This window comes from Helicobacter pylori, from assembly GCF_900120335.1.
Lineage (GTDB): Bacteria > Campylobacterota > Campylobacteria > Campylobacterales > Helicobacteraceae > Helicobacter > Helicobacter pylori_BU.
Genome location: NZ_LT635477.1, coordinates 1,642,780 through 1,667,712 on the forward strand (window position 1 = coordinate 1,642,780; position 24,933 = coordinate 1,667,712).

28 protein-coding genes are annotated in these 24,933 nt (G+C 39.6%); 11 read left to right on the forward strand and 17 right to left on the reverse strand.

The window, feature by feature from the left end; all coding sequences use genetic code 11:
- Positions 1-80: 80 nt before the first annotated feature.
- Both flgC and flgB read right to left on the reverse strand, forming a co-directional pair.
- On the reverse strand, positions 81-566 hold the full coding sequence (flgC, locus tag CS889_RS08080) for a flagellar basal body rod protein FlgC (protein WP_000480070.1): 486 nt from the start codon (positions 564-566) through the stop codon (positions 81-83).
- A gap of 13 nt (positions 567-579) precedes the next feature.
- Positions 580-1,002, reverse strand: a complete 423-nt coding sequence (flgB, locus tag CS889_RS08085) for a flagellar basal body rod protein FlgB (protein ID WP_089087348.1) — start codon at positions 1,000-1,002, stop codon at positions 580-582.
- Between the two features lie 205 nt (positions 1,003-1,207).
- Here flgB and CS889_RS08090 point away from each other — a divergent pair, with 205 nt between their 5' ends.
- The gene (locus tag CS889_RS08090; RefSeq protein ID WP_089087349.1) at positions 1,208-2,374 is read left to right on the forward strand and encodes an FtsW/RodA/SpoVE family cell cycle protein; all 1,167 of its coding nucleotides are present in this window, start codon (positions 1,208-1,210) and stop codon (positions 2,372-2,374) included.
- Positions 2,375-2,393: 19 nt separating this feature from the next.
- Here CS889_RS08090 and CS889_RS08095 read toward each other — a convergent pair whose 3' ends face one another.
- The gene (locus CS889_RS08095) at positions 2,394-3,404 is read right to left on the reverse strand and encodes an ABC transporter substrate-binding protein (RefSeq protein WP_089087350.1); all 1,011 of its coding nucleotides are present in this window, start codon (positions 3,402-3,404) and stop codon (positions 2,394-2,396) included.
- 207 nt (positions 3,405-3,611) lie between these two features.
- On the reverse strand, positions 3,612-4,613 hold the full coding sequence (locus CS889_RS08100; RefSeq protein ID WP_089087351.1) for an ABC transporter substrate-binding protein: 1,002 nt from the start codon (positions 4,611-4,613) through the stop codon (positions 3,612-3,614).
- 237 nt (positions 4,614-4,850) lie between these two features.
- On the opposite strand from CS889_RS08100, the gene CS889_RS08105 reads away from it, so the two are divergent.
- Both CS889_RS08105 and CS889_RS08110 read left to right on the forward strand, forming a co-directional pair.
- Complete coding sequence (locus CS889_RS08105) at positions 4,851-5,447, forward strand: peroxiredoxin (RefSeq protein WP_000961643.1); 597 nt, start codon at positions 4,851-4,853, stop codon at positions 5,445-5,447.
- A 145-nt stretch (positions 5,448-5,592) separates the two neighbouring features.
- Entirely contained in the window at positions 5,593-6,408 is an 816-nt protein-coding gene (locus CS889_RS08110) for a MetQ/NlpA family ABC transporter substrate-binding protein (RefSeq protein WP_001020046.1), read from the forward strand.
- 487 nt (positions 6,409-6,895) lie between these two features.
- On the opposite strand, the gene mrdA is transcribed toward CS889_RS08110, so the two are convergent.
- The 9 genes from mrdA to CS889_RS08160 form a co-directional block, all read right to left on the reverse strand.
- Complete coding sequence (gene mrdA / locus CS889_RS08120) at positions 6,896-8,662, reverse strand: penicillin-binding protein 2 (RefSeq protein ID WP_089087353.1); 1,767 nt, start codon at positions 8,660-8,662, stop codon at positions 6,896-6,898.
- A complete protein-coding gene (locus CS889_RS08125; protein ID WP_089087354.1) occupies positions 8,643-9,086 on the reverse strand; it encodes a hypothetical protein in 444 nt (147 codons plus the stop codon). Before CS889_RS08125 ends, mrdA begins: the two co-directional genes overlap by 20 nt.
- An 11-nt stretch (positions 9,087-9,097) precedes the next feature.
- Complete coding sequence (gene yihA / locus CS889_RS08130; protein WP_000635380.1) at positions 9,098-9,724, reverse strand: ribosome biogenesis GTP-binding protein YihA/YsxC; 627 nt, start codon at positions 9,722-9,724, stop codon at positions 9,098-9,100.
- Positions 9,721-10,278 (reverse strand): lipopolysaccharide transport periplasmic protein LptA, encoded by a 558-nt coding sequence (lptA, locus tag CS889_RS08135; protein ID WP_001267785.1) that lies wholly within the window; start codon positions 10,276-10,278, stop codon positions 9,721-9,723. The genes yihA and lptA overlap by 4 nt, the downstream gene beginning before the upstream one ends.
- On the reverse strand, positions 10,278-10,871 hold the full coding sequence (locus tag CS889_RS08140) for a hypothetical protein (RefSeq protein ID WP_000831028.1): 594 nt from the start codon (positions 10,869-10,871) through the stop codon (positions 10,278-10,280). Before CS889_RS08140 ends, lptA begins: the two co-directional genes overlap by 1 nt.
- Positions 10,846-11,340, reverse strand: a complete 495-nt coding sequence (locus CS889_RS08145; protein WP_000593714.1) for a KdsC family phosphatase — start codon at positions 11,338-11,340, stop codon at positions 10,846-10,848. The genes CS889_RS08140 and CS889_RS08145 overlap by 26 nt, the downstream gene beginning before the upstream one ends.
- Complete coding sequence (locus tag CS889_RS08150; protein WP_089087355.1) at positions 11,337-12,281, reverse strand: septal ring lytic transglycosylase RlpA family protein; 945 nt, start codon at positions 12,279-12,281, stop codon at positions 11,337-11,339. Before CS889_RS08150 ends, CS889_RS08145 begins: the two co-directional genes overlap by 4 nt.
- Positions 12,281-13,393 carry a lytic transglycosylase domain-containing protein gene (locus CS889_RS08155; RefSeq protein WP_089087356.1) on the reverse strand — a complete coding sequence of 371 codons (1,113 nt, stop codon included), beginning with the start codon at positions 13,391-13,393 and terminating at the stop codon, positions 12,281-12,283. Before CS889_RS08155 ends, CS889_RS08150 begins: the two co-directional genes overlap by 1 nt.
- Positions 13,394-13,483: 90 nt before the next feature.
- Positions 13,484-14,248 (reverse strand): TatD family hydrolase, encoded by a 765-nt coding sequence (locus CS889_RS08160; RefSeq protein WP_089087357.1) that lies wholly within the window; start codon positions 14,246-14,248, stop codon positions 13,484-13,486.
- A 74-nt stretch (positions 14,249-14,322) separates the two neighbouring features.
- Between CS889_RS08160 and ribE the strand changes: the two genes are divergently transcribed.
- From ribE to metI, 4 genes are read left to right on the forward strand one after another with little or no spacing between them, the layout of a single operon-like run.
- The gene (gene ribE, locus CS889_RS08165) at positions 14,323-14,943 is read left to right on the forward strand and encodes a riboflavin synthase (protein ID WP_089087358.1); all 621 of its coding nucleotides are present in this window, start codon (positions 14,323-14,325) and stop codon (positions 14,941-14,943) included.
- On the forward strand, positions 14,944-15,216 hold the full coding sequence (locus tag CS889_RS08170) for a FlhB-like flagellar biosynthesis protein (RefSeq protein WP_001044057.1): 273 nt from the start codon (positions 14,944-14,946) through the stop codon (positions 15,214-15,216).
- 18 nt (positions 15,217-15,234) lie between these two features.
- A complete protein-coding gene (locus CS889_RS08175) occupies positions 15,235-16,218 on the forward strand; it encodes a methionine ABC transporter ATP-binding protein (RefSeq protein ID WP_089087359.1) in 984 nt (327 codons plus the stop codon).
- A gap of 1 nt (position 16,219) precedes the next feature.
- Entirely contained in the window at positions 16,220-16,867 is a 648-nt protein-coding gene (gene metI / locus CS889_RS08180) for a methionine ABC transporter permease (protein WP_089087360.1), read from the forward strand.
- A gap of 191 nt (positions 16,868-17,058) precedes the next feature.
- On the opposite strand, the gene CS889_RS08185 is transcribed toward metI, so the two are convergent.
- Genes CS889_RS08185 through wecA form a run of 3 tightly spaced genes read right to left on the reverse strand, consistent with a single transcriptional unit; the run spans position 17,059 to position 19,103 of the window.
- Positions 17,059-17,490 carry a hypothetical protein gene (locus CS889_RS08185; RefSeq protein ID WP_001950800.1) on the reverse strand — a complete coding sequence of 144 codons (432 nt, stop codon included), beginning with the start codon at positions 17,488-17,490 and terminating at the stop codon, positions 17,059-17,061.
- A gap of 9 nt (positions 17,491-17,499) precedes the next feature.
- Positions 17,500-18,096: a lipid A 4'-phosphatase gene (gene lpxF / locus CS889_RS08190; protein ID WP_172825141.1), complete on the reverse strand. Its 597-nt coding sequence runs from the start codon at positions 18,094-18,096 to the stop codon at positions 17,500-17,502.
- The gene (wecA, locus tag CS889_RS08195) at positions 18,096-19,103 is read right to left on the reverse strand and encodes an undecaprenylphosphate N-acetylglucosaminyl transferase WecA (RefSeq protein WP_089087362.1); all 1,008 of its coding nucleotides are present in this window, start codon (positions 19,101-19,103) and stop codon (positions 18,096-18,098) included. Before wecA ends, lpxF begins: the two co-directional genes overlap by 1 nt.
- A 139-nt stretch (positions 19,104-19,242) precedes the next feature.
- On the opposite strand from wecA, the gene pdxJ reads away from it, so the two are divergent.
- From pdxJ to flgG, 4 genes are all read left to right on the forward strand, one after another.
- The gene (gene pdxJ, locus CS889_RS08200; protein ID WP_001210886.1) at positions 19,243-20,031 is read left to right on the forward strand and encodes a pyridoxine 5'-phosphate synthase; all 789 of its coding nucleotides are present in this window, start codon (positions 19,243-19,245) and stop codon (positions 20,029-20,031) included.
- Between the two features lies 1 nt (position 20,032).
- The gene (gene pdxA, locus CS889_RS08205) at positions 20,033-20,956 is read left to right on the forward strand and encodes a 4-hydroxythreonine-4-phosphate dehydrogenase (RefSeq protein ID WP_089087363.1); all 924 of its coding nucleotides are present in this window, start codon (positions 20,033-20,035) and stop codon (positions 20,954-20,956) included.
- A gap of 340 nt (positions 20,957-21,296) precedes the next feature.
- Positions 21,297-22,322, forward strand: a complete 1,026-nt coding sequence (gene tsaD / locus CS889_RS08210) for a tRNA (adenosine(37)-N6)-threonylcarbamoyltransferase complex transferase subunit TsaD (protein WP_089087364.1) — start codon at positions 21,297-21,299, stop codon at positions 22,320-22,322.
- A 760-nt stretch (positions 22,323-23,082) separates the two neighbouring features.
- The gene (flgG, locus tag CS889_RS08215) at positions 23,083-23,871 is read left to right on the forward strand and encodes a flagellar basal-body rod protein FlgG (RefSeq protein ID WP_000946433.1); all 789 of its coding nucleotides are present in this window, start codon (positions 23,083-23,085) and stop codon (positions 23,869-23,871) included.
- Positions 23,872-23,892: 21 nt separating this feature from the next.
- On the opposite strand, the gene CS889_RS08220 is transcribed toward flgG, so the two are convergent.
- Positions 23,893-24,825 carry a YaaW family protein gene (locus CS889_RS08220; RefSeq protein WP_172825142.1) on the reverse strand — a complete coding sequence of 311 codons (933 nt, stop codon included), beginning with the start codon at positions 24,823-24,825 and terminating at the stop codon, positions 23,893-23,895.
- Positions 24,826-24,933 lie beyond the last annotated feature (108 nt).

The window sequence follows — 24,933 nt, forward strand, 5'->3', positions numbered from 1 at the left end:
TTATTCATTTCTGTATTCTACTGATCTTTGGCTAATACTACCTAAATTTCCTTATACTACCATAAATTGCTGAAAATCATTCATGTTTGTAACATGCCAATCGCATTTTGCGCCATGTTTTTAGCGCTTTGAAAGGCTGCAACATTGGCCTGATAAGCCCTAGTCGCTTCCACTAAGTCCGCCATTTCAACCACCGCATTCACATTGGGGTAAGCCACATAGCCTTGAGCGTTAGCGTCAGGGTGGCTGGGATCGTATTTCATCAAAGGCTCGCTATCATCGCGCGCAATCTTATCCACCACCACGCTTGTGATAGGGATTAAGGGGTTGTCATCGCCTTCATCTAAAGGGTCTTCATAGGGGGTAATTTGATTGTTTTGGGCGATTTTTTGGTTTAAAATCTCGTTGAAATCAAAAGCCCTAAACACCGCTTCTTGCCTCCTATAAGGGCCTCCTTCGCTCGTGTGCGTGGTGTTAGCGTTAGCGATATTAGAAGAAATCAAATTAGCCCTTAAGCGTTGGGCGGACAAACCATAACCGCTAATATCAAAAGAAGATAAAAACATGCTTTTCTCCTAATTATAAATTCTTACTAGAGTCAATGGCGTAATTGATCACGCCTCGATACTTTTTTACGGCTGAACTCAAGGCTAAATACATGGTAGAGTTCTTGCCCATTTCACTCGTTTCAATGTCTAAATCCACGCTGTTGCCATCATTTTTAGCCAAATGCCCGTCTCTAAAAAAAAGGCTCGCCCCCTCTTTAGCGCTATTTTCAAAGTCTAAATGCCTGGGGTTAGTGTGGGCTAAAGGCAAAACTTTACTGGATTGGTTTTCAAAAATTTCTGCTTTTTTCTCTGCTAAAACGCTTTCAAAATCCAAATCCTTTGGCCTGTAAAAGGGGGTATCCACATTAGCGATGTTAGAAGCGATCATATCCTGCCTTAAAGCCCTATAATCTAGCGCTTTATAAACCAATCCAAACGCTTTAGAAAAATCCATCAAAACCCCTTTTTAAACCCTTGCAAATTTTTAGCATGCAAAAAACATTCCAAAAATAGCTCATTCCCTCATCAAAGAATGCGATGAATTTCACAGCATGCTTAAAGTTGGAGCGATAAGCCAATTCAGAGCCATTATAGTGTAAAATACCCCTAAAATACCTTAAAATAACGCCTATTCAAAAAACCAAAATAAGGAAATCCTAATGACTACAGACAGAAACCTGTTTTTTTGCGCTTCGCTATTGATTTTTTTGGGGGTATTGATGAGCTATTCGCTCTCAACTTACACCTCAGTGGTGCTGTATCATTATGGGGAATTCCATTTTTTCATACGCCAGCTTGTGAGCGCGATCATGGGCATTGTTATCATGTGGGGGTTGTCTAGGGTTGATCCTAGCAAGTGGTTTAGCCGTTTGGGGTTTTTTCTCCTTTTTGTCCCATCACTACTCATTATTGGCATGTTTTTTTTGCCAGAAAGCCTTTCCAGTAGCGCAGGGGGGGCGAAGCGCTGGATCCGTTTGGGGTTTTTCTCTCTAGCGCCTTTGGAGTTTTTAAAGATTGGTTTCACCTTTTTTCTTGCGTGGAGTTTGTCCCGCACCTTTGTGGCAAAAGAAAAGGCTAATGTCAAAGAAGAACTCATCACTTTTGTGCCTTATTCGTTTGTGTTTGTGGCCTTAGCGATTGGGGTGGGGATTTTGCAAAACGATTTGGGGCAGATTGTTCTTTTGGGGGCAGTTTTAGCGGTGCTATTGGTTTTTTCTGGGGGGAGCACGCATTTATTTGGCTTGATTGTTTCAGGGGCGTTTGCGATCAGCGTTTTAGCGATTGTTACAAGCGAGCATAGGATTTTACGCTTGAAATTGTGGTGGTCTAATTTGCAAAACTCGCTTTTCACGCTCTTGCCGGACAAATTAGCGAACGCTCTTAGAATAAGCGACTTGCCCGAATCCTATCAAGTCTTTCATGCAGGCAATGCCATGCATAATGGGGGGTTATTAGGGCAAGGGCTTGGGCTAGGGCAAATCAAACTTGGGTTTTTGAGCGAAGTGCATACGGACATGGTTTTAGCCGGGATCGCCGAAGAATGGGGGTTTTTGGGGTTATGCGTTTGTTTTATTTTGTTTTCTGTCATGATTGTTTTGATTTTTAGGATCGCTAACCGCTTGAAAGAGCCAAAATATTCGCTATTTTGCGTGGGCGTGGTGCTACTAATAGGGTTTTCTTTGGTGATCAACGCCTTTGGGGTGGGTGGGATTTTTCCGGTTAAGGGCCTAGCGGTGCCGTTTTTGAGCTATGGAGGGAGTTCGCTTTTAGCGAATTGCATCGCTATAGGGCTTGTTCTAAGCCTAGCACGATACATTAAGGGCTAAATTAGCCCTTTTTCAAAAATCAGTGCCATAAGAATGGCTCAATTTCCGCATCATTCAAATCAAAGACCACTTTATAATAATCTTTGACTATCGCATTAATATCCACGCCCCTAAAGGCTTCTGGGTGGGCTTTTAAAGCGATATACAAGCTAATGAGTGGGGCTCTAGGACCGCCAATATCCATTGTGGGGAGCTTATAGACTTGCTTGTTTTTGATAGCTTTGATAGTGGAAAATTTAGGGTTGTTCAACACGTCTTCAGGAGTGAGTGGGCTTACCCACCAAATGAAAATGATTTCAGGGTTTTCTTTAACAATCTTTTCCACGCTAATGTCAGCGCGCCCAAACTTGACGTATTTCAAGCCAAAATTGTCTATGCCTCCTTTTTCTAAAATGTCTGAGCTAATGGCTTGATGGCCGCTAATTTTATTGGCCTTATGGAAAAGCTCCACTCCTTTTTTCTTTTTAACATTTTTCAAACGCTCAGCAATAAAGTCCAAAGTTTTTTGCATTTTGGCGAATTTTTTGGAAGCGTCAATCTCTAAAACCGTAGCTTGAGCTTGCATGGCTTGCATGGCCTCTGCAATCGTTGTCTCTTGAAAAGAAAGGAATGATATCCCAAATTTTTTCGCATGCTCTACCGCTTTAGGGTTACCCACAAAGGTTACCACAAGATCAGGGCTAAGCTTTTTTAATAATTCCACATTCAATGCGGCTGTATGATCGGTGCTCATGTGCTTGACTTGTTTAAGATCTTCGCCTTTGAGAGTGGCTTTAACAATGTCATCTTTAAAGGCATAATCCGAAACGCCTACAACCCTATCCCAAACATTAAACATGGCAGGCACTTCTACATAACTCCCTATGTAGGCTATTTTGGAAATAGGAAGCTTTATGGTTTGCTCCCCGAAATAATCCTTGACTTTGACTTCTTGCGCTGAAGCGTTGCACACATTTAACCATAATGATGAAACAACAAGCGCGCCTAAAGAATAGGAGATTAAAGCTTTTTTAAAGCGAGCGATTAGCATGACAATTCCTTTCGTATGATTTATGAAGCGATTATAACACCATTAAGGAAATACAAGCAGTAAAAATGAAACTTTTTTTCATAAAATCTTAAAAGATTAAATATAAATATTAAAGACTAAAGATTAAAATATGGAAGAGAATTTTAGCTACAAGATCTGTTTTAAGCGTGCGATACATTAAGGGCTAAATTAGCCCTTTTTCAAAAATCAGTGCCATAAGAATGGCTCAATTTCCGCATCATTCAAATCAAAGACCACTTTATAATAATCTTTAACTATCGCATTAATATCCACGCCCTTAAAGGCTTCAGGGTGGGCTTTTAAGGCAATAAAAAGACTAATGAGTGGGGCTCTAGGGCCACCAATATCCATTGTGGGGAGTTTATAAACTTGTTTGTTTTTAATGGCCTTAATAGTAGCAAATTTGGGGTTGTTTAACACGTCTTCAGGGCTAAGCGGGCTTATCCACCAAATAAAGATAATTTCAGGGTTTTCTTTAACGATTTTTTCCACGCTAATGTCAGCGCGCCCAAACTTGACGTATTTCAAGCCAAAATTATCTATGCCCCCTTTTTCTAAAATATCTGAATCAAGGGCTTGATGGCCGCTGATTTTATTGGCTTTATGGAAAAGCTCCACCCCCTTTTTCTTTTTAACGCCCTTCAAACGCTCTTTGATAAAATCCAAAGTTTCTTGCATTTTAGCCAGTTTTTTAGAAGCGTCAATTTCTAAGGCCTTAGCTTGAGCGTCAATATCTTCCATGACTTCTGCAATGGTTTTTTCTTGGAAAGAAAGGAATGATATCCCAAATTTTTTCGCATGCTCTACCGCTTTAGGGTTACCCACAAAGGTTACCACAAGATCAGGGCTAAGCTTTTTTAATAATTCCACATTCAACGCCGCCACATGATCACTGCTCATGGGTTTAATGCGTTCAGGGTCTTTAAGAGTGGCTTTAACAACATCAGATTTAAAAGCGTAATCCGAAATGCCTACAACCCTATCCCAAGTATTGAACATGGCAGGCACTTCTGCAAAGCTGCCCAAGTAGATTATTTTAGAAACAGGAAGCTTTATGGTTTGCTCCCCAAAATAATCCTTGACTTGGATTTCTTGATTAGAAGCGTTAGCCACGCCTAATAACGATGAAACAAGAAGAGTCCCTAAAGAATAAGAGATTAAAGCTTTTTTAAAGCGAGCGATTAGCATGACAATCCTTTCGTATGATTTATGAAGCGATTATAACACCATTAAGGAAATACAAGCAGTAAAAATGAAACTTTTTTTCACAAAATCTTAAAATTTAAAAGGAAATATCTTTTCATTAACTTTTTAAGAATATACTCCACTATGTTTCCGCTGATTGAGTGGAAAGCATAATAAAATTAAATCTATTCAGGTTTAATTTTGATCCAACAAAATTTTAAAACACTTAAGGAGTTGTATATGTTAGTTACAAAACTTGCCCCCGATTTTAAAGCACCTGCCGTTTTAGGAAACAATGAGGTTGATGAACACTTTGAGCTTTCTAAGAATTTAGGTAAGAATGGTGCGATTCTTTTCTTTTGGCCAAAAGATTTTACTTTTGTATGCCCTACAGAAATCATTGCGTTTGACAAAAGAGTGAAAGACTTCCAAGAAAAAGGCTTTAATGTGATTGGCGTGTCTATTGATAGCGAACAAGTGCATTTTGCATGGAAAAACACCCCTGTAGAAAAAGGCGGTATTGGTCAAGTAACTTTCCCTATGGTAGCTGATATTACCAAAAGCATTTCTAGAGACTATGATGTGTTGTTTGAAGAAGCGATCGCTTTGAGAGGAGCTTTTTTGATTGACAAAAACATGAAAGTAAGGCATGCGGTGATCAATGACTTACCATTAGGTAGGAATGCCGATGAAATGCTTCGCATGGTCGACGCTCTCTTACACTTTGAAGAACATGGTGAAGTGTGCCCAGCAGGTTGGAGAAAAGGCGATAAAGGCATGAAAGCAACTCACCAAGGCGTTGCAGAGTATCTTAAAGAAAATTCCATTAAGCTTTAATGGTTCAATTCGCTGTTTAATCAAGAGAAACTTCGTTTTTCTTGATTAAATCCTTTTCTTTTTATTCTTTGCCAGTTTCTAAAATTTTCGTATCGTTTTATCTTTTTATAATTTTTGAATTAATTTTGTTAATAAAGGGGTTTTTATGAACATATTCAAGCGTATTATTTGCGTAACCGCTATTGTTTTAGGTTTTTTTAACCTTTTAGACGCCAAACACCACAAAGAAAAAAAAGAAGACCACAAAATCACTCGTGAGCTTAAAGTGGGCGCTAACCCCGTTCCGCATGCGCAAATCTTGCAATCAGTCGTGGACGATTTGAAAGAGAAAGGGATCAAGTTAGTGATCGTGTCTTTTACGGATTATGTGCTGCCTAATTTAGCGCTCAATGACGGCTCTTTAGACGCGAATTACTTCCAGCACCGCCCTTATTTGGATCGGTTTAATTTGGACAGAAAAATGCACCTTGTTGGTTTGGCCAATATCCATGTGGAGCCTTTAAGATTTTATTCTCAAAAAATCACAGACATTAAAAACCTTAAAAAAGGTTCAGTGATTGCTGTGCCAAATGATCCGGCCAATCAAGGCAGGGCGTTGATTTTACTCCATAAACAAGGCCTTATCGCTCTCAAAGACCCAAGCAATCTATACGCTACGGAGTTTGATATTGTCAAAAATCCTTACAACATTAAAATCAAACCCCTAGAAGCCGCGCTATTGCCTAAGGTTTTAGGGGATGTGGATGGGGCTATCATAACAGGGAATTATGCCTTGCAAGCAAAACTCACCGGAGCCTTATTTTCAGAAGATAAGGACTCGCCTTATGCTAATCTTGTAGCCTCTCGTGAGGATAACGCGCAAGATGAAGCGATAAAAGCGCTGATTGAAGCCTTACAAAGCGAAAAGACCAGGAAATTCATTTTGGATACCTATAAGGGGGCGATTATCCCGGCTTTTTAAGCCATTTGGATAAAATTCATCTTTAAGATGAATGGGGGTTTTAGGCGCTAATCAAAAGCTCTTTTCTTATTGAGTATTAAAAACGCTAAGAGCATTTTTAAAATAAAACGAAAAGAGCTCGCGCTAATCAAGCGATAATTTCTTAAAAAGCGCTATTGGTTGAGGGGAGGAATGGCGCAAAATACCCCCCTATCAGAAAAATTATTGCTATAAAAATCTTAAACAATGAAGCGATTAACTAAAACTCCATTTTTTAAAAACATTAAATAAGACTTTAGTTATCAATATGCGATTAGAATAAAGCCAAAAATACAGCCAATCCCAAAACCTAACTGAAGTTACGCTTTTAGATTTTCCTCTAATAAAGGCTAGTTTTAAACAATTATTAGATTGAGTGAGTTGTAGAGCGATAGAATCAGTTGGAAACAAGTTGGCTGATTGTCTTTAGCGTTTGGGTTAATGCGTTTTTGAAAAGATTTGGGGTTTATTAAAGATAGCCAAGCTCATAGAGTTTGTTGCTCATTTTCACTAACAACCCCCCCAGTTTTGACCCTCCCTCCCCATGTTCTACTAAAATAGTGATAGCGTATTTGGGTTTTTCATAGGGCAAGAATGCCGTAATCCACGCATGGGATCGATGGAAATATTCCATATCCTTTTCTTTCATGCGATTGACGATGTTTTGAGCGATTTCTACGACTTGCGCGGTGCCGGTTTTACACGCTAAGGTAACCTTAGAACCTCTTGTGGAATGATAAGCCGTGCCGTCTTTATGGTTGCACACTTCATACATGCCCACGCGCAAGGCTTGGAGCTTCTTTTTTTGAAAGCTATTCAGGGGATCTTTGAGCGGCTGTTGGTTATGGATAGCAAAATGAGGCGTCGCCAGTTTGCCTGTCGCAATGAGTCCTGTGTAGGCTAGCACTTGTAGGGGCGTGGCTAAAAAAGAGCCTTGCCCAATAGCGGTAATGAGCGTGTCCCCAACGCGCCAGTCTTGATTGAAGCGTTTGAGCTTCCACAAATTATCCGGCACGATCCCCACAAATTCATTCGGCAAATCAACGCCCGTTTTTTCTCCAAAGCCCACTTCCCTTAAGGTTTTAGAGAGTTTTTCTATAGAGATTTCAAGCCCAAACTTATAAAAATACACATCCACGGACTCCCTAATCGCTTTATACAAATTAGAATTGCCATGCCCTGTTTTTTTCCAGTCCCTGAATTTGCGCTTACCCACTTCAATAAAAGGAGGGGTGGGTATGGTGGTGTTTTCTGTGATATGAAGGTTTTCTAAAAAGCTTAAGCCCACGCCCATTTTAACCACAGATCCCGGCGGATACAAAGCGTTAGCGAAGCGGTTTAATAAGGGGTTATAAATATCATCTTGAAGTTTTTGCCATTTGTCTTGACTGATCCCGCCTACAAAATCGTTCAAATTGTATTCAGGGTAACTTCCTGCAACGAGCAATTCCCCATTTTCTGCATCCATCACTAAAATAGCCCCTCTCTTATTTTCAAAGAGCTTGTCCGCTTCTTTTTGCAAGCGTTTGTCTAAACTCAATTGCAGGTGGTTATTGGCGCTTGGTGGCACGACCTCTAAGGTGGCTAATTCCTGATTGAGCGCATTGACATGCATGATTTTATAACCCACCTTGCCTTGTAAAAGCTTGTTGTATTCTTTTTCAATACCGGTTTTGCCTACAATCTGGCTGTATTGATTCTCTTCATCGTCTTTTAAATCTTGCAAACTTGCCACCCCCACATAACCTAAAACATGCGAAGCTAAAGCGTTATTAGGGTAGTAGCGCTTGTCTAAAGGGCGCACAAAAATGCCTTGAGTTTGAATGAGTTTGGCATAAAGGGATTGCATGGTGGCATAGGGAATGAAGCCCACCACTTTAATGAGGTTGTGGTTATAAAGCGAATTTTCTTTTTGGTAATTGTTTAAAAGCGTTTCTTTGGGAAAATTAGGGAAAAACTTTTGGATCACTTCAATTTTTTCTAAAAGCTCTTTTTGTTTCAATCTGCTGGGCAAAAACACGCCAAACACCAATTCATTAATAGCTAAAAACTCATGGTTTCTGTCTGTAATATTGCCCCTTGTAGGGATTAGAAATTCTTTTTTAGTCATGTTGCGTTCGGCCAATTTTTCATAGTATTCTTGATTTTTAACGCTTAGAATAAACAGATTTAAGATTAATAACCCCCAAACCCCTATAAAAACAAAGAGCAAAAGCTTATAGCGAAGATTTTTCATACAAACCCCACAAAGCGCCCTCTATGAGCGCAAAAAGAGCGAAAAGACCTAGCGTTTTCAAGCCCAAAGACACCGAAAAAAAGCGCGATAAATAAAGGTAATAAACCAAAAACGCATGCAAAGTTTTGAATAAAAAGCCGTCATTAAAAAGCTTTAAAGAGTTTTTATAGACGATTTGATGGTAGATTAAAAACAATAAAGCCAAAACGCCTAAGGTCTTTAAATGCATGCTTTCAAACCAAAACAAGCAACCAAACACGCTCAAACTTGGCAGAAAATGGTCGTATTTTTTCACATAAAACAAAAATAAAAACCCAAGCATAGGGGGTAAAAAAGGCATCAAATCCCTTAAAAGGCTATAAAAATAAAAACCAAAGATCCCTAAACATAAGAAAAAAAAGGAATCTTGTTTTAAAGAGAGCATGGTTTGGTGGCTTATAAAGGGTTAGTGAGCAAGTATTTTAATAGGGTTTGGCGCACTATTTCAAGGGTTGGGTATTTTGAAGAAAGGGCGTTAAAATGGATAGTATTGATTAAAAAAGGTTTAGGAGCGTTTAAAAAAAGGCGGTGTTGCTCGTTTTTATTCAACTTGTCAAATTTCGTAAAAAGAGAGAGGTAGGCTTGATCGGGCCTTAAAAGGGCTTGAATGCTTTCTTTAGCGTTTTTGTCAATTTCTAAATCCAAATGGCGCGCATCTATCAAATGGATAAAAAGCTTGATAGAAACCCTAACGCTCAACAATTCCCATAAAAACCCCTCCCATTCTTTTTTCAAGCTTTTAGAAACTTTAGCGTAGCCAAACCCGGGCAAATCAATCGCATTAAAGGTTGTCATTAAAGCGTTTTCTTTATCTTCCCAAGTGGTGGAAAAAAAATTCGCTAAACGGGTTTTTCCCGGCGTCGCTGAGCTTTTGGCGAGATTTTTCCCTAATAGAGTATTGATAAAAGTGCTTTTGCCTACATTGCTGCGCCCTAAAATGACCATTTCAGAAGTCAGGCTCGCAGGGCATTGCGAAAGATTGCTAGAAGAAGTGAGGAAATGAGCGTCTTTAATGACAATCATGGTTTTGCCTTAGCGTCCTTCTTTTTTTGCTTCGCCTTACGATTTTCTTCATTAATGTCTTCCATATCAAACACAAATTTAGCGGGCCGTTTCGCGCTCCCCAACACATCAGCATAACCCTTAGTTTTGTTTAAAATGATTTCATCGCCGGTGATGACGTTAGATTTCCCCACTTCTCTAACCACCGCATTTTGCAACAATTTGTATTCCCCATTCAGCGCGTTATAAATGAGCTTGTCAGCGCTCCCGCTGATTTCACGATTATCCTCTGTAAAGATGTTAAAATGCGTGTTCCCTGTGGCTTCATAGCGTTCTGGCTTTCGTTTATCGTTTAAAAACACGCTCACTTTATCCGCAAACAACCGGTCTTTACCTTTTTTGATCTGCACATTGCCTTGAATAACGGCGGTTTTGGTTTTGTCGTTCGCTACAAATTGGTTGCCGGTGATCTCTAAAAGCTCTCTTTCTTTTTTCAAACCTTTATTCTCTAATTTTTGAGCGCTCATCACGCTTAAAATACCAAAACAACACACCAAAAAACACCACCAACGCATTAAAACCCTCCTTTGAAAGTGGGGAATTTTTTCTTTTCTTTTTGGCTTTGTTTGATTTCATCTAAAAACAAATTGGCTTGAATGCTTTGAGCTTCAATAATAGCTAATGCATGCGAATAAGAAATGTCAAGCCCTTCAACCTTGCTGTCCTTTGAAGTGAGAATGAAACGGCCCTTGCCTTTAAAATTTTGCTCTTTATGGTTGTAAATCCCTGTTTCACTCCAAAAACTGGAATCATCGCTTCTTTTATAAGTTACCCCATTAGGGAAGAAATACAAATCCTGCTGCCGTTTGGCCTTAGGAGACTCAACGCTTTCAATGGTGTCTTCATCATAGCGCTTGATTTTGGAATCAAAAAAGATTTCGTAATCATCGTATTGTAGGGCTTTTTTTCCCTCTATGGACAGATCAAGGATTTTATCGTTGATTTGAAACGCTTTAAAATTTTCTAATTCAATTTTAGGGATATTTTCTTTAGAGACCACGCTAGTGGGTTGGGAACGCAAAAAGAAAAACACTAGCCCTATCGTGATGAAAGACAAAACCACAAAGAAGTTTAAAACGCTATTAGAGGTAAAGCTTGAGCGCTTCATCTTGCAAGCCTTCTAATTCTAAGAGATAATCAATCGCTTCCCTAACAGCCCCCTTACCCCCTGAGTTTTGCAACACTTTATAAGCCTTACTTTTAAGCAAGGGGTGCGCATCAAAAGGAGCGAAACTCAAAGCGCATGCCTTAAACATGCCTAAATCGTTATAATCATCGCCCACGCATGCGATTTCTTGCGCGCTCAATTGCAAGTCTTTTTTGAGCCGCTCTATAACGGCGTTTTTATTTTCAACGCCCATAAAAACAAACTGAACGCCCAAGCTCTCCATGCGTTTTTTCACCATGATTGAAGTTCTTCCTGTAATGATAGCGATTTTTTTGCCTAATTTTTGCCATAGCGTCATGCCAAGCCCGTCTTTGACATTAAAAGCCTTGATCTCGTGAAAATTCTCATCAAAATACAACGACCCGTCCGTGAGCGTGCCATCCACATCTAAAAGCAATAACTTAATCATTCTCTCGTTAAAACCGCATTTTGGTTGTATTTTTTCATAAAATCCCTAGCCTCTTCTTCGCTTTGAAACCCTTGAACTAAAACTTTATACAAATCGTCTTTAAAAGCAATCTTAACGCTGTAATTCTTATTCTCTGTTTGCAATTTATCCGCTAGAGTTTGAGCGCCTATTTGGTTTCTAAAAGCCCCCATTTGCAAAGAAAATTTCCCTCCGCTCACGCTTTTTTCACTCTCGCCGACTTTAAATTCTTTGTGCAAGATCTTTGAATAGTTGGCGTTAAAGGATTGTTCGTATTGTTTGGAGATAACCCCACCAAAACCCAAAACAATGAGACGCACGCTAGCCGTGCCTTTTTGAACCATATCAATATCCCTAGCGGCCGCATTAGACAAATCAATGATGCGATCGCTCACAAAAGGCCCTCTATCGTTGATGCGCACGATGGTGCTTGAATTGTTATCAACGTTAATGACTTTCACCACGGTGTTCATGGGTAAAGTCTTGTGTGCGGCGGTGTGGGCATACATGTTATAGATTTCCCCATTACTGGTTTTTTTGGCATGGAAGTTAGGGCCATACCAGCTCGCAATGCCATCAAATTTCTCGCCTAAATCCACTTTAGTGGGGTAATACCATTTGCCTCCCACTTGATAAGGGCGCATGGTGGCTCTTTGGATCGCGCTAGAATCGCGCATGCCGTTATCTATGGGTTGTTTTGTATTGTTACCTTGCGAATCGGTGTGGTGTTTGAAATGGCGTTCAAAAAAATTGCGTTTATAGGTGGCTTTTTTGGTTGTTGGGTCATAATCTTTAGCGTTTTCATAAGCGCGCAAGCTTTCATGCTTGTAAGACAAATTCTTTACCCCATTTTTTTTAACCGTGCAAGCGCTAATCAAAAAAACAACGCCTAAAAAATAAACTCTTTTCAACGCCCAACCCATTAAAATTCCCTTGTAGCGAGTAATTTTTTGTTAGTGGGGATGATTAAGCGTTGGTGGATAAAAATACTAGAATCTTTGAGGTTATTGGCTAATTGGATGCTGGAAATGCTGACTTGGTAGCGTTTAGCGATAGAAGATAAGGTTTCTTTAGGCAAGACCACATGGGTGATGAAAGGGCTTTTAGGATTAGCTTGAGCGTTTTTATTTTGTTTGAGTTGGCGTTGTTTGAAAAGGGCGAGTTTTTCATAAGGGATATAAATGGTGTAGGTGGGGTCTTTAGAGGGCAGAACGTTATAGCGGAATTGGTGGTTGTAAGATTTTAAGGTTTCTAAACTCAAATTCAAATTTTTGGCTACTTGGATTAAAGAAGTGTGCCTTTTAAACGGGACGCCCACTAAACTCACCCTCGCCCCACGATTGAGCAGATATTCTTTATCTTTGAGGTTGTCTAGGCTGTTGAATTTTAACGCTAGGCTTAGAATGGAGCGGATATACTCTCGTGTCTCTTTAGGGAGGTATTTTTTATCTTCATCTAGCAAGACTTTAATGTCTGAAGTACCGGCGGCTTTAATAGCGTTTTGAACCTTGCGTAAGCCGTAATTATACGCCATAGCGACCAGATACCACTCCCCGGTTTGCTTGTAGAGCCGTTTCAAATAAGCGATAGCCGCTTGAGTGCTTTTAATGGGATCTCTTCTTTCATCAATGTAATGATTGACCTTAAGCCCTAACTCTTTGGCCGTGCTTGGCATGAACTGCCAAATCCCTACCGCTTTTTTCCTGCTATAAGCCCTTGATGAAAATTTAGACTCGGCCATGGCTAAAAACAAAAATTCTTGTGGCACGCTCGCTTCTATGAGCATGTTTTTAATGATAGGGATGAATTGGTAATTCACATCAAATCTTTTGACTAACTTTTTCCATTCCTCTTCTTTATTCACTTTTTTTAAAACGCCTGGCATTTGGGATAAAAAGCTCGCACTAATCCCAAAGGCCTCTAGCACTTTGGTGTCAATATTAGATTCAAAAGCCATCTTCGCATGACTTAAAGAAGCCAATAAAAGCCAATGAGTCATTAAAAAAAACAACCATTTGGTATTAAAATATTTCATTCTTTTTTAAAATCCTAATCATTTGATAAGTTTAATAATGGCTGTAATTATAACTAAACTTGAATAACGCTTTCTAACACAGCCCTAATTTTAGGGGAAGTTAAAGAGCGTTTGAGCGTTATGCGTGCTTAAAGAAGCGAGCTCTTCAGTTTCTATGTGGATGATTTCGGCAATTTTTTGAGCGATTAAAGGGATATAAGTGGGGCTATTCCTAGTGCCTCTAAAAGGGTGTGGGGTTAGATAAGGCGAATCGGTTTCTAAAAGAAGCCTGTTTTTAGGGATTTTAGGGAGGATCTCTACCAGTCTTTTAGCGTTTTTAAAAGTGCTAACCCCTCCTATCCCATAGTAAAAACGATCGCTCAATTCCAAAAGCATGCTATCAGCGTTAAAGCAATGCAACACCCCAAAAGCCTTAGGATAGCTTTTTAAAAGATTCAAACTATCAAAACTCGCCTCTCTGATGTGGATGATCAAGGGTTTGTTGTGTTGGATAGAAAATTCAATCTGTTTTTTAAAAATTTCTTTTTGCTTGCTTTTATAATTTTCTCTCTCATTCAATTCAGGCAAGCGGTAGTAATCCAGCCCGCATTCGCCTATCGCCACGCATTTTTGATGGCTGACAAACTTTTCAAACAGGCTTTCATCAAAGCTTTCCACATCATAAGGGTGAGTGCCTATGGCAAAAAACACGCCTTCAAATTTTTCGCTAATTCCTACCGCTCTATTCAAATCCTTCATGTCCGCGCCCGGAATCACGCATTGCGTAACGCCTTTTTCTAAACTCTCTTTTAACACTTCGTCTAAATCGTTTTCATAGTCCTTGTGATCCAAATGGCAATGCGTATCAATAAACATGCTTTTATCCTATGGTTTTATTTAATATGTTACAATACTTAAGCATTCTAACATAAGGAAAATAATCATTAACGATGTTCAGTGGTCTAATCAATCAAATAGCTAAAGTGAAGAGTTTCCACAACAATGTTTTAAGCATAGAGAGCGATCTCAATCCCAAGCTTGGCGACAGCATTGCGGTTAATGGGGCGTGTTTGACCGCCATAGAAAGTTCAAAGACGCATTTTAGCGTGGAATTGAGCCAAAAAACCCAAAACAGCGTGGCGTTAGAAAATTACAAGGATTTAGTCCATATTGAGCCAGCCCTAAAAGCCGATGCGAGTTTGGATGGGCATTTTGTGCAAGGGCATATTGACGCTATCGGGGTCATTGAAAAAATCATTCACAACGCTAATCAAGTGGATTTTTTCATCAGCGCTTCTAAAGAAACGCTTTTGTTGTGCGTTGAGCAAGGCTCTATCGCCATTGATGGGGTGAGTTTGACTTTAAGCAAGGTAGAAGAAAAGGGGTTTTGGCTAACGATTATCCCTTACACTTTAGAGAATACCCTTTTTAAGACTTATAAACTCAAACGGCGCGTGAATATTGAAACGGACATGTTAGTCCGCAGCGTTGTCTCTATTTTGAAAAAAACAAAAGGGTTTGAAAAAAATTTCTCTTGGAATGAGGCCGACGCTTTGACTTTAGGGTATTAGATGAATAAAACCATAAAAGCCGCCGCTCTAGCCTATAACATGGGGCAAGATCATGCCCCAAAAGTGATCGCAAGCGGGGTGGGCGAAGTGGCTAAAAGGATCATTCAAAAAGCTAAGGAATACGATATAGCGCTCTTTTCTAACCCCATGCTGGTGGATTCGCTCTTAAAGGTGGGATTAGACTGTGCGATACCTGAAGAATTGTATGAAAGCGTGGTGCAAGTGTTTTTATGGCTCAATAGCGTGGAAAATAACGCGCAAATGTCCAAGTAAGTCAAAAAGTCAAATAACATGGTAGTAGAATTAAAAAACATTGAAAAGATTTATGAAAACGGATTCCATGCTCTAAAAGGCGTGAATTTGGAATTGAAAAAAGGCGATATTTTGGGCGTGATAGGCTATTCAGGGGCGGGGAAATCCACGCTCATTCGCTTGATCAATTGTTTAGAGCGCCCCAGTTCTGGCGAAGTTTTAGTCAATGGGGTCAATCTGTTAAACTTAAAGCCTAAAGAATTGCAACAAGCACGCCAAAAAATAGGCATGATTTTCCAGCATTTCAATTTATTGAGCGCTAAAAACGTGTTTGAAAACGTCGCTTTCGCTCTAGAAATCGCCCGATGGGAAAAAAATAAGATCAAATCCAGGGTGCATGAATTGTTGGAATTGGTGGGGTTAGAAGATAAAATGCATTTTTACCCTAAACAGCTAAGCGGCGGGCAAAAACAACGAGTGGCGATCGCTAGGAGTTTAGCGAATTGCCCTGATTTGTTGCTTTGCGATGAAGCCACATCCGCTTTGGATTCTAAAACCACGCATTCTATTTTAACGCTTTTAAGCGGCATTCAAAAAAAGCTTGACTTGAGCATCGTTTTCATCACGCATGAAATTGAAGTGGTTAAAGAATTGTGCAATCAAATGTGCGTGATCAGCAGCGGTGAAATCGTGGAAAGAGGCTCGGTGGAAGAGATTTTTGCTAACCCTAAACATGCCGTTACTAAAGAATTGCTTGGCATCAAAAACGAGCATGCGGATCAGAAATCGCAAGACGTTTATCGCATCGTGTTTTTAGGGGAGCATTTAGACGAGCCGATCATTTCTAATTTGATCAGGCGTTTTAAAATAGACGTGAGCATCATTTCATGCAATATTGAAGAGCTTACGACTAAAGATATAGGGTATTTAGTGGTGCGGTTTTTAGGCAGCACTGCAGAGACTCAAAGGGCTTTAGAGTATTTAAACGCTTTAGGCTTGCAAGTGGAAAAATTAAAGGATTAAAATGATTTCTCAAATGCTCATTCAAGCCACGCTAGAAACGCTTTATATGGTGTTTGTGGCGAGTTTTTTGGCGGTTGTTTTTGGCTTGCCTTTGGGGGTTTTATTGTTAGTGAGTAAAAAAGGGCATTTGTTAAACAAACCCCTTTTGCATAAGATTTTAGACACTTCTATCAACATGACTCGCTCTTTCCCTTTTATCATTTTGATTATTTTGCTCCTGCCTTTATCGCACTTTTTGATTGGCACAAGCATTGGATCTAGCGCGAGCATTATCCCGTTAGCCATTTCAGCCATTCCTTTTGTCGCAAAGCTTTTTGAAAATTCTTTAATGGAAGTAGAGCATGGCAAGATTGAAACCACTTTAAGCTTGGGAGCGTCTCATTTGGAAGTCATTAAAATGATGCTTTTAGAGAGCCTGCCTTCTTTAGTGAATAATATCACCATCACTTTAATTTCTCTAATAGGCTATTCGGCTATGGCTGGAGCGTTAGGGGCTGGGGGATTGGGGGATTTAGCCATTAGGATTGGCTATCAAAGTTATAGGGGCGATGTGCTTTTTTACGCGGTGGTTGTGATTATCGTTTTAGTGCAAATCATTCAAAGCGCGGGGGATTATGTGGTGAAACGCTTGAGAAAGCATAAGTATTAGGGATTTGGTTCTCATCAAATACGAATATTCAAGGCCAACTTTAATACGCTTTGGCTTTTTAAATGGGATTTCTAAGCTTTGTTTATGGCGGAATTCAATTCTTAAAAACGCTTTTAAAGGTTATCGCTCAACACTGGATTAAAGCTTTTTGCGATCAAATATTCCATTAAATCCTCATGCAAAAATGGGCTTTATTTTGCGCCATTGATAAATTGATTCATCTGCTCTTCTAATCCTATGATTTGCGTTATCGCTCCCTCTAAAATTTCAAAATTTTTAGCGTTTTTTGGGGCAATGCATGCAAGCTTGTTGGAAGACTTTTCTAAGGATTGGATGTCTTTAAGCAAGGTTTTTAAAACCCCTACGCTTTTAAAATCCTTTTCAAAATAATCATCAAATTGTTGCTCTGTTTGAGACAAATTCTCTAAAAAATCGTTTTGAAGGCGTATTTGGGTGCGATCATGCCCGGTTTCAATACAGGTTTTATAGGTTTTATTGATCGCAGTCAAAACCTCTTTGGCTTTCAAAAAAGCCTTGGAAAGTTCAGCGATGATTTCATAATGTTCGCCCTCTGCTCTTAAAAACCCTAAAAATAGTGAAATGAGCAATAACTTTTTTAGCATTTTATCCCTTTACCATTGATAAGAAAAGCTCACCCCATAGCGGCTACTGCCTTTAAAGTCGCTAGAGATTTCAGGATAGAGCATCCATCGCTTGGGTTTGTAGCGTGAAGTGAATAAATAGGCAAACCCCCATGCGATAAGACTGCCGATCGTAACTTGCAAGATCGTGTGTTGTCCTGCCACCACTCTGCTAGCGTCAGTGAGGATTGCAAGAGCGATCACAGGAAGAGCCGGCTTCCACCCATAGCGGTAATACACAAACCCAGCCGCGCTAAACGCCCCCCCAGCATGCCCGCTTGGCATGCCTCTCCAGGAATTACAGCATGGGCGTTTAGCAAATCCCACTCTAGCCCCATCTTTATGGGCGGTGCTAAAAGCTCCTTTAAGGCCATAAATCACTCCTTGAGTAATCAAAGTGCCGACCGCTAATTCCCCTAACCCTCTATAATCGCGCATCGCTAAACTGACCGTACCTACAAAAATAGGCAAAAACCTAAGCACATCGCCAATCTCTTCTAAAATGTATGCCCCCTCATTGATCGGCTCACTCCTTAAAGGATATACCCATAAGAGCAAGCTCAAAAAAAGACTTTTGAGTTTTTTCATTAAAGCGCTCGCTTTTCTAAGGCAAAAACTTGCCTGCTCAAATAAGCATAGCCTATTAAATAGCATGCGATAAAGACTAGGCTAATGACAATGAGGGCGTAAGAATTTAAACGAAACAAGACGCTTATTAAAATAAAAGGCAGGTTGCATAAAATAAGGATAAAAGTGCATAAAGGGTTAGGGTAATTGAAAGAGCGTTGTTGCAAGAATTGGAATAAGAGGGTGTGCAAATGCAAATTATCCGGCATGGTGGCTTTCTGGCGTTTTATTTTGCGCCTAAGGATACTAAAAAGCACCTCTATGACCGGATAAAGCATTAAATTGAGTCCAAAAAACACGCTGATTTTTTGCTCTAAACTCAAATGCAAGAGAGAAATCCCGCACACCAAACCCAAAAAATACGCCCCCCCATCGCCTAAAAAAATCTTTCCTGAAGGGAAATTTAACACCATAAACCCAAGCACCATGTAAGCGAGCAAACAAGACAAACTGCTAGGGTCTATATAATGAATGACTAAAAGCGCGATCGCGCAAACCCCTGATGCAAGCCCGTTAAACCCGTCAATGATATTAATAGCGTTACTGATACCCACCAGCATAAAAATAGCGAATAAAAAAGCGATAAAATAAGGCAAGCTAAAAAGGGGCGAAAAATCGCTCACCACTAAAGGCGTTGATGAAATGATGCAAACGACCCCTACAGCTTGCAAAATAAGGCGTATTTTGGGGCTTAATGAAAGATTAATATCTTCTAAAAAACCGCTCAAAAACACTAGCGATAGCCCTAAGAAAACAAAAGGCCCCTTAAAAGGCATCTCAAAAGGTTCAAGATAACAAGCCAACGCAAAAGAAAGAAAGATCCCAAGCCCCCCAGCTCGTGGGGTTCTCGCATGATGAAAGCCTTGTATTTTATTGGCGTTATCCACAAAGAGCATGGATTTTTTAGACCACAAAATAATCAGAGAGCAAATAAATAAACTGGTTAAAAAATATAGCACCCACAACACTTTTATTGGATTTAATTGGCATTTTGTTTTGGGTATTATAGCATTTTTAAAAGATAGCTTGATGACAAAATCTTATAGGCATAAGGAGGGGTTTTATGTTACAATTCCAAAAATCATTATTATAAAATAAAGGATAGTCATGCGTTTTGGATTGAATATTGATCACATTGTTACTTTAAGGGAAGTGAGAAAGACTTATGAGCCTGAGATTTTAGAGGCTCTGTTTATCGCTAAAAACACCCATAAAGTGGATTTAATCACCATCCATTTAAGAGAAGACAAACGGCACATTCAAAATGAAGACGTTTTGAGACTGCTTGAAATTAGCCCTTTGCCTATCAACATTGAATGCTCTATTAATGCTGAAATCACTGATTTTTTATGCTCTTTAAAAAATAAGCCGAGTAAGGTTACGATCGTGCCTGAAAACAGAAATGAGGTTACGACAGAGGGAGGGTTGGATTGTTCATTAAAGGGTTTGGGGGAAGTTATTAGAGCGTATCACAATAAAGGCATTGAGGTGTCTTTGTTTGTTGATCCTTTAAAAGACGCTCTGCATTTTGCAAAGGAGCATCAAGTCAAGCAGGTGGAGTTCCACACTGGGGTGTATGCGAATTTGCACAACGCTTTATATTCTAACGCTAACAATCAAATCCATGCCATTAGCGCGCTCAAAGACAAATGCCCCAAAGAATTGAAAGAAGAATTGCACAACGCCTTTTTGCAATTAAGGAGAATGAGCAAAGAAGCGTTTTTTATGGGAATTGTGGTGTGCGCTGGGCATGGGTTGAATTACTCTAACGTGAAAGAATTGCTAAAAATCCCCTCTTTAAGAGAGCTTAATATCGGGCATAGCGTGATTTCAAAAGCGGTTTTAGTGGGTTTAGAAAAAGCGATTTTAGAAATGGCGCAACTCATCAAGCGATAAAATGGCTAAAAAGAAAATCGCGATCAGCTGTGGGGATATTCAAGGCGTAGGCTTAGAATTGATCTTAAAAAGCCATAAGGAAGTGAGCGCGATTTGTGAGCCGTTGTATCTCGTTCATAGCGAACTTTTAGAGCGAGCCAATCAATTGCTTCATAACGCTTATGAGACTAAAACGCTCAATGCGATCGCTATTGATGCCCCCTTACCCTTATTGAACTCTAGCACGATAGGCAAAGTCAGCGCTCAAAGCGGGGCGTATAGCTTTGAGAGTTTTAAAAAGGCTTGCGAGTTGGCGGATAGTAAAGAAGTGGATGGCATTTGCACTTTGCCTATCAACAAACTCGCATGGCAACAAGCTCAAATCCCTTTTGTGGGGCATACCGATTTTTTAAAACAACGCTACAAAGATCATCAAATTATTATGATGCTTGGGTGTTCAAAACTCTTTGTGGGGCTATTTAGCGATCATGTGCCTTTAAGCGCGGTTTCTCAGCTCATTCAAGTAGAAGCGTTAGTTAAGTTTTTATTAGCGTTTCAAAAAAGCACTCAAGCCAAAATCGTTCAAGTGTGTGGTTTTAACCCCCATGCGGGCGAAGAGGGATTGTTTGGGGAAGAAGATGAAAAGATTTTAAAAGCCATTCAAGAGAGCAACCAAACGCTAGGTTTTGAATGCTTTTTAGGGCCACTGCCGGCTGATAGCGCTTTTGCCCCTAATAAACGCAAAATAACCCCCTTTTATGTGAGCATGAGCCATGATGTCGGGCTAGCCCCTTTAAAAGCGCTCTATTTTGATGAAAGCATCAATGTGAGTTTGAACGCCCCCATTTTACGCGCTTCCACTGACCACGGCACAGCGTTTGATATTGCTTACCAAAATAAGGCGAACCATAAAAGCTATTTGAATGCGATCAAATACTTGGCTTAAAGGCTTTTTCTAAAAAAGGGGGCTTATTTTATTCAAAGCTTTAATTTTAGATCTCATCTCTTTATTCTTTATGCCAAGTATTTAATTTCCCATTCATGGGTATTTTTATCAATTCACTTTTTTATACCAATAAACTTTGTTCAATAAGATTTCTTAGGCTTGGCCAGTTACAAAACGATGAAACAAATTGCCTAATTTTAAAAAGGATTAAAAAGGATTAAAAAGGATTAAAAAGGATTAAAAAGGATTAAAAAAATAGCGCTCATTAGTTTTTGGTTTAAAGGCTTTAGAGTGTTGCTAACAAGGTATAATTCAAGCAAAAACACCAAAAGATAAAGACATGATTTTAAGCATTGAAAGTTCTTGCGATGACAGCTCTTTAGCCCTTACAAGAATAGAGGACGCCAAACTTATCGCTCATTTTAAAATCTCTCAAGAAAAGCACCACAGCTCTTATGGGGGCGTTGTGCCTGAGCTTGCATCGCGCTTGCATGCTGAGAATTTGCCGCTTTTATTAGAACGCGTTAAAATAAGCTTGAATAAGGATTTTTCTAAACTTAAAGCCATCGCTATCACTAATCAGCCAGGTTTGAGCGTTACTTTAATAGAAGGTTTGATGATGGCAAAAGCCTTGAGCTTGTCTTTGAATTTGCCCTTGATTTTGGAAGATCATTTGAGAGGGCATGTGTATTCGCTATTCATCAATGAAAAACAAACTCGCATGCCTTTAAGCGTTCTGCTAGTTTCTGGGGGGCATTCTTTGATTTTAGAGGCTAGAGATTATGAAGACATTAAAATCGTTGCCACGAGTTTGGACGATAGCTTTGGGGAGAGTTTTGATAAGGTTTCTAAAATGCTTGATTTAGGCTATCCAGGAGGCCCCATAGTGGAAAAATTAGCCCTTGATTATGCGCACCCAAACGAGCCTTTAATGTTCCCTATCCCTTTAAAAAACAGCCCGAATCTGGCTTTTAGCTTTTCAGGTTTAAAAAATGCGGTGCGTTTGGAGGTTGAAAAAAACGCCCATAATTTGAACGATGAGGTGAAACAAAAGATTAGCTATCATTTTCAAAGCGCGGCTATTGAGCATTTAATCCAGCAAACTAAACGCTATTTTAAAATCAAACGCCCTAAAATTTTTGGCATTGTGGGGGGAGCGAGCCAAAATTTGGCTTTAAGAAAGGCGTTTGAAAATTTGTGCGCTGAGTTTGATTGCGAGCTTGTTTTAGCCCCTTTAGAATTTTGCAGCGACAATGCCGCCATGATAGGGCGATCAAGCCTAGAGGCTTATCAAAAAAAACGCTTTGTCCCTTTAGAAAAAGCCGATATTTCGCCAAGAACGCTACTAAAAAAGGCTTTTGAGTGAATGGATACAAAAAGAAAGTGCATAATCAAACGCCCTAAAATTTATCAACCTTTTATCTGTATTTGAGATGATTATTGAATAAAAGCACATTAAACTGAATTATTATCTAAAAAAACCGCTATTATTTAAGCTAAATTTAATGATTATCGTATTACAATCTTTTCAAAGAAAAAGGGTTTAAAAAATCCTTGAGAGTTGGTAACTCTTAAGAATCTGTATTTAGTGTAGTGGTGTTGCGATCACCATTAGCACTATCATGATTATGATCAGCTTCATGCTTACTCCTTTTTTTGGGAATTTTTGCGTGTTTTAATGAGACATTATTTTTGTTCAAGCCATTAGTTCTTGGTTTAATGTTAATGGTTTGAAGTGTTTTTAAATGTCTTTAAAAAACACATGTTGTGAATTGTACCATAAAATAGTCCTATTAGTATAAATCCCATTAAATAAGATATTAAGCTTAAAATGAAATTTCTATAAATTCCTAATTTCAAGCTGGATTCTGGCGTATTTATTCATGAAAAGCATGTTGTTGTAAAAACGCTTAGAAAATCAAAATAATGCCACTGACAAGGTTTTTATAGCGTTTAAAAGCGCTAACGCATTCACTTCAAGCTCTAAAGGCGTTTAAGGTTTCTGCATGAGACTAGGTTTAAACCTTTTTTAAACTTTTTATTAAACAAAGCGTTTCAAGTTTGGTCAAATTTAATCTTATTTTTGTTATAATTTTAGGCTGTTAAGTTTAGTTAAAGGGAAAACCATGCTCCGCTCTCTCTATAGCGCCACTTCAGGGATGCTCGCCCAACAAACGCACATTGACACCACTTCAAACAATATCGCCAATGTCAATACCACCGGGTTTAAAAAATCTCGTGCGGATTTTAACGACTTGTTTTACCAAGCGATGCAATACGCCGGCACTAACACAAGCAACACGACTTTATCGCCAGATGGCATGGAAGTGGGCTTAGGCGTGCGCCCTAGCGCGATTACCAAAATGTTTTCGCAAGGCAGCCCTAAAGAAACGGAGAATAATTTAGATATTGCTATTACAGGTAAAGGCTTTTTTCAAGTCCAGCTTCCTGATGGCACTACCGCTTACACAAGGAGCGGGAATTTCAAGCTAGACGAGCAGGGCAATCTTGTAACAAGCGAGGGCTATCTCCTCATCCCTCAAATCACTTTACCCGAAGACACCACGCAAGTGAATATCGGTGTGGATGGCACAGTGAGCGTGACTCAAGGCTTGCAAACGACTTCTAATGTGATCGGGCAAATCACTTTGGCTAATTTTGTCAACCCGGCGGGGCTTCATTCTATGGGGGATAATTTATTTTCCATCACCAACGCCAGCGGCGATGCGATTGTGGGTAACCCGGATTCTCAAGGCTTAGGCAAGTTAAGGCAAGGCTTTTTGGAGCTTAGTAACGTGAGATTGGTAGAAGAAATGACGGATCTAATCACCGCTCAAAGGGCTTATGAAGCCAATTCTAAAAGCATTCAAACCGCTGATGCCATGCTCCAAACAGTCAATTCCCTCAAACGCTAATTGGAGCGGTGTCGTTATTCTTTAATCCTTGTGGTTAGGGTTTTTAAGTTTTTCAACACCGCTTTTTGGGTTGTTGCTTGGGTTATCGCTTGAATGGTGTTTCCCTTTCATGTAAAAAACAGCCAAAACAGCTAGACCGATAAGAACGATAGAAATGATAGCCAGATACCACATTTTCTCAGTTTTATCCGCTTCTTGTTCTGCTTTCCGTTTTGCTTCCTGTTCTGCTTGTTCCGCTTCTTGTTCTGCTTTTAATTTTTTGCGTAAGGTGGCAACTAAAACGCATGCAGGCACGGTCACCCTATAAGCCGGCCCAGCAAGATTGATGCTCACTAACGCTCCCGTAATGACCCAACCAATAGGGCCAGCTAAAATGCCTAGAGTTTTTTTAAGCGCTACTTTACCCACCACAGACGATAAACCATGCCCTAGAGTTTGTCTTACCATTGCATCTGCAACAGATACAGCCAACGCATAAGAATGAGAGCCGCCCGCTTTAAACAGCGTTAAAACAGATGCGATTAGGACTTGTTTGTTTTCACCAATCACTTTATCAATATTTGTCATGCCTAATTCATGGGTGAGTTCTTTAATCTGTCTCCCACTCATTTTTTCTAAACTATCTTTCAAAAGTTTAGAAAGCATGTTTTGCTCAATCAAAGAGGTTGCAGATCTTTCATTGTAATTAATATCTAAATGATCGCACGCATCGCACAAAATTTCTTTGTATAAGACCCCTTCGTTTCTAAAAAAATTCGCAAAACTATTGCCCCCATAACGCTGCAATTCTTCAGCGATCCTTCTTGGGTATTTGGCGTAATCATGGCCATACCTTTGGTATTCTGTTGAACTTGTCAATTCTTCATTCATTCTTAGTGTGCCATCTTCATCATAGACAAGCGCATCAAACAAATCTTTCAAATCGCTAGAGCTTAATCGCTTTAAAAATTCCAAGTCGCTATTTGTATGCCATATTATATTATTCCTTTAGTTTTATTCCTACCACCGTTCAAATCCCACCAACCCCCTTTTTTAGTGATTAGTGATTAGTGATTAGTGATT

Bases quoted from the DNA above. Each gene is read 5' to 3' on its own strand.
- flgC (WP_000480070.1), bottom strand. From the start codon at position 566: ATGTTTTTATCTTCTTTTGATATTAGCGGTTATGGTTTGTCCGCCCAA.
- flgB (WP_089087348.1), bottom strand. From the start codon at position 1,002: ATGGATTTTTCTAAAGCGTTTGGATTGGTTTATAAAGCGCTAGATTAT.
- CS889_RS08090 (WP_089087349.1), top strand. From the start codon at position 1,208: ATGACTACAGACAGAAACCTGTTTTTTTGCGCTTCGCTATTGATTTTT.
- CS889_RS08095 (WP_089087350.1), bottom strand. From the start codon at position 3,404: ATGCTAATCGCTCGCTTTAAAAAAGCTTTAATCTCCTATTCTTTAGGC.
- CS889_RS08100 (WP_089087351.1), bottom strand. From the start codon at position 4,613: ATGCTAATCGCTCGCTTTAAAAAAGCTTTAATCTCTTATTCTTTAGGG.
- CS889_RS08105 (WP_000961643.1), top strand. From the start codon at position 4,851: ATGTTAGTTACAAAACTTGCCCCCGATTTTAAAGCACCTGCCGTTTTA.
- CS889_RS08110 (WP_001020046.1), top strand. From the start codon at position 5,593: ATGAACATATTCAAGCGTATTATTTGCGTAACCGCTATTGTTTTAGGT.
- mrdA (WP_089087353.1), bottom strand. From the start codon at position 8,662: ATGAAAAATCTTCGCTATAAGCTTTTGCTCTTTGTTTTTATAGGGGTT.
- CS889_RS08125 (WP_089087354.1), bottom strand. From the start codon at position 9,086: ATGCTCTCTTTAAAACAAGATTCCTTTTTTTTCTTATGTTTAGGGATC.
- yihA (WP_000635380.1), bottom strand. From the start codon at position 9,724: ATGATTGTCATTAAAGACGCTCATTTCCTCACTTCTTCTAGCAATCTT.
- lptA (WP_001267785.1), bottom strand. From the start codon at position 10,278: ATGCGTTGGTGGTGTTTTTTGGTGTGTTGTTTTGGTATTTTAAGCGTG.
- CS889_RS08140 (WP_000831028.1), bottom strand. From the start codon at position 10,871: ATGAAGCGCTCAAGCTTTACCTCTAATAGCGTTTTAAACTTCTTTGTG.
- CS889_RS08145 (WP_000593714.1), bottom strand. From the start codon at position 11,340: ATGATTAAGTTATTGCTTTTAGATGTGGATGGCACGCTCACGGACGGG.
- CS889_RS08150 (WP_089087355.1), bottom strand. From the start codon at position 12,281: ATGGGTTGGGCGTTGAAAAGAGTTTATTTTTTAGGCGTTGTTTTTTTG.
- CS889_RS08155 (WP_089087356.1), bottom strand. From the start codon at position 13,393: ATGAAATATTTTAATACCAAATGGTTGTTTTTTTTAATGACTCATTGG.
- CS889_RS08160 (WP_089087357.1), bottom strand. From the start codon at position 14,248: ATGTTTATTGATACGCATTGCCATTTGGATCACAAGGACTATGAAAAC.
- ribE (WP_089087358.1), top strand. From the start codon at position 14,323: ATGTTCAGTGGTCTAATCAATCAAATAGCTAAAGTGAAGAGTTTCCAC.
- CS889_RS08170 (WP_001044057.1), top strand. From the start codon at position 14,944: ATGAATAAAACCATAAAAGCCGCCGCTCTAGCCTATAACATGGGGCAA.
- CS889_RS08175 (WP_089087359.1), top strand. From the start codon at position 15,235: ATGGTAGTAGAATTAAAAAACATTGAAAAGATTTATGAAAACGGATTC.
- metI (WP_089087360.1), top strand. From the start codon at position 16,220: ATGATTTCTCAAATGCTCATTCAAGCCACGCTAGAAACGCTTTATATG.
- CS889_RS08185 (WP_001950800.1), bottom strand. From the start codon at position 17,490: ATGCTAAAAAAGTTATTGCTCATTTCACTATTTTTAGGGTTTTTAAGA.
- lpxF (WP_172825141.1), bottom strand. From the start codon at position 18,096: ATGAAAAAACTCAAAAGTCTTTTTTTGAGCTTGCTCTTATGGGTATAT.
- pdxJ (WP_001210886.1), top strand. From the start codon at position 19,243: ATGCGTTTTGGATTGAATATTGATCACATTGTTACTTTAAGGGAAGTG.
- pdxA (WP_089087363.1), top strand. From the start codon at position 20,033: ATGGCTAAAAAGAAAATCGCGATCAGCTGTGGGGATATTCAAGGCGTA.
- tsaD (WP_089087364.1), top strand. From the start codon at position 21,297: ATGATTTTAAGCATTGAAAGTTCTTGCGATGACAGCTCTTTAGCCCTT.
- flgG (WP_000946433.1), top strand. From the start codon at position 23,083: ATGCTCCGCTCTCTCTATAGCGCCACTTCAGGGATGCTCGCCCAACAA.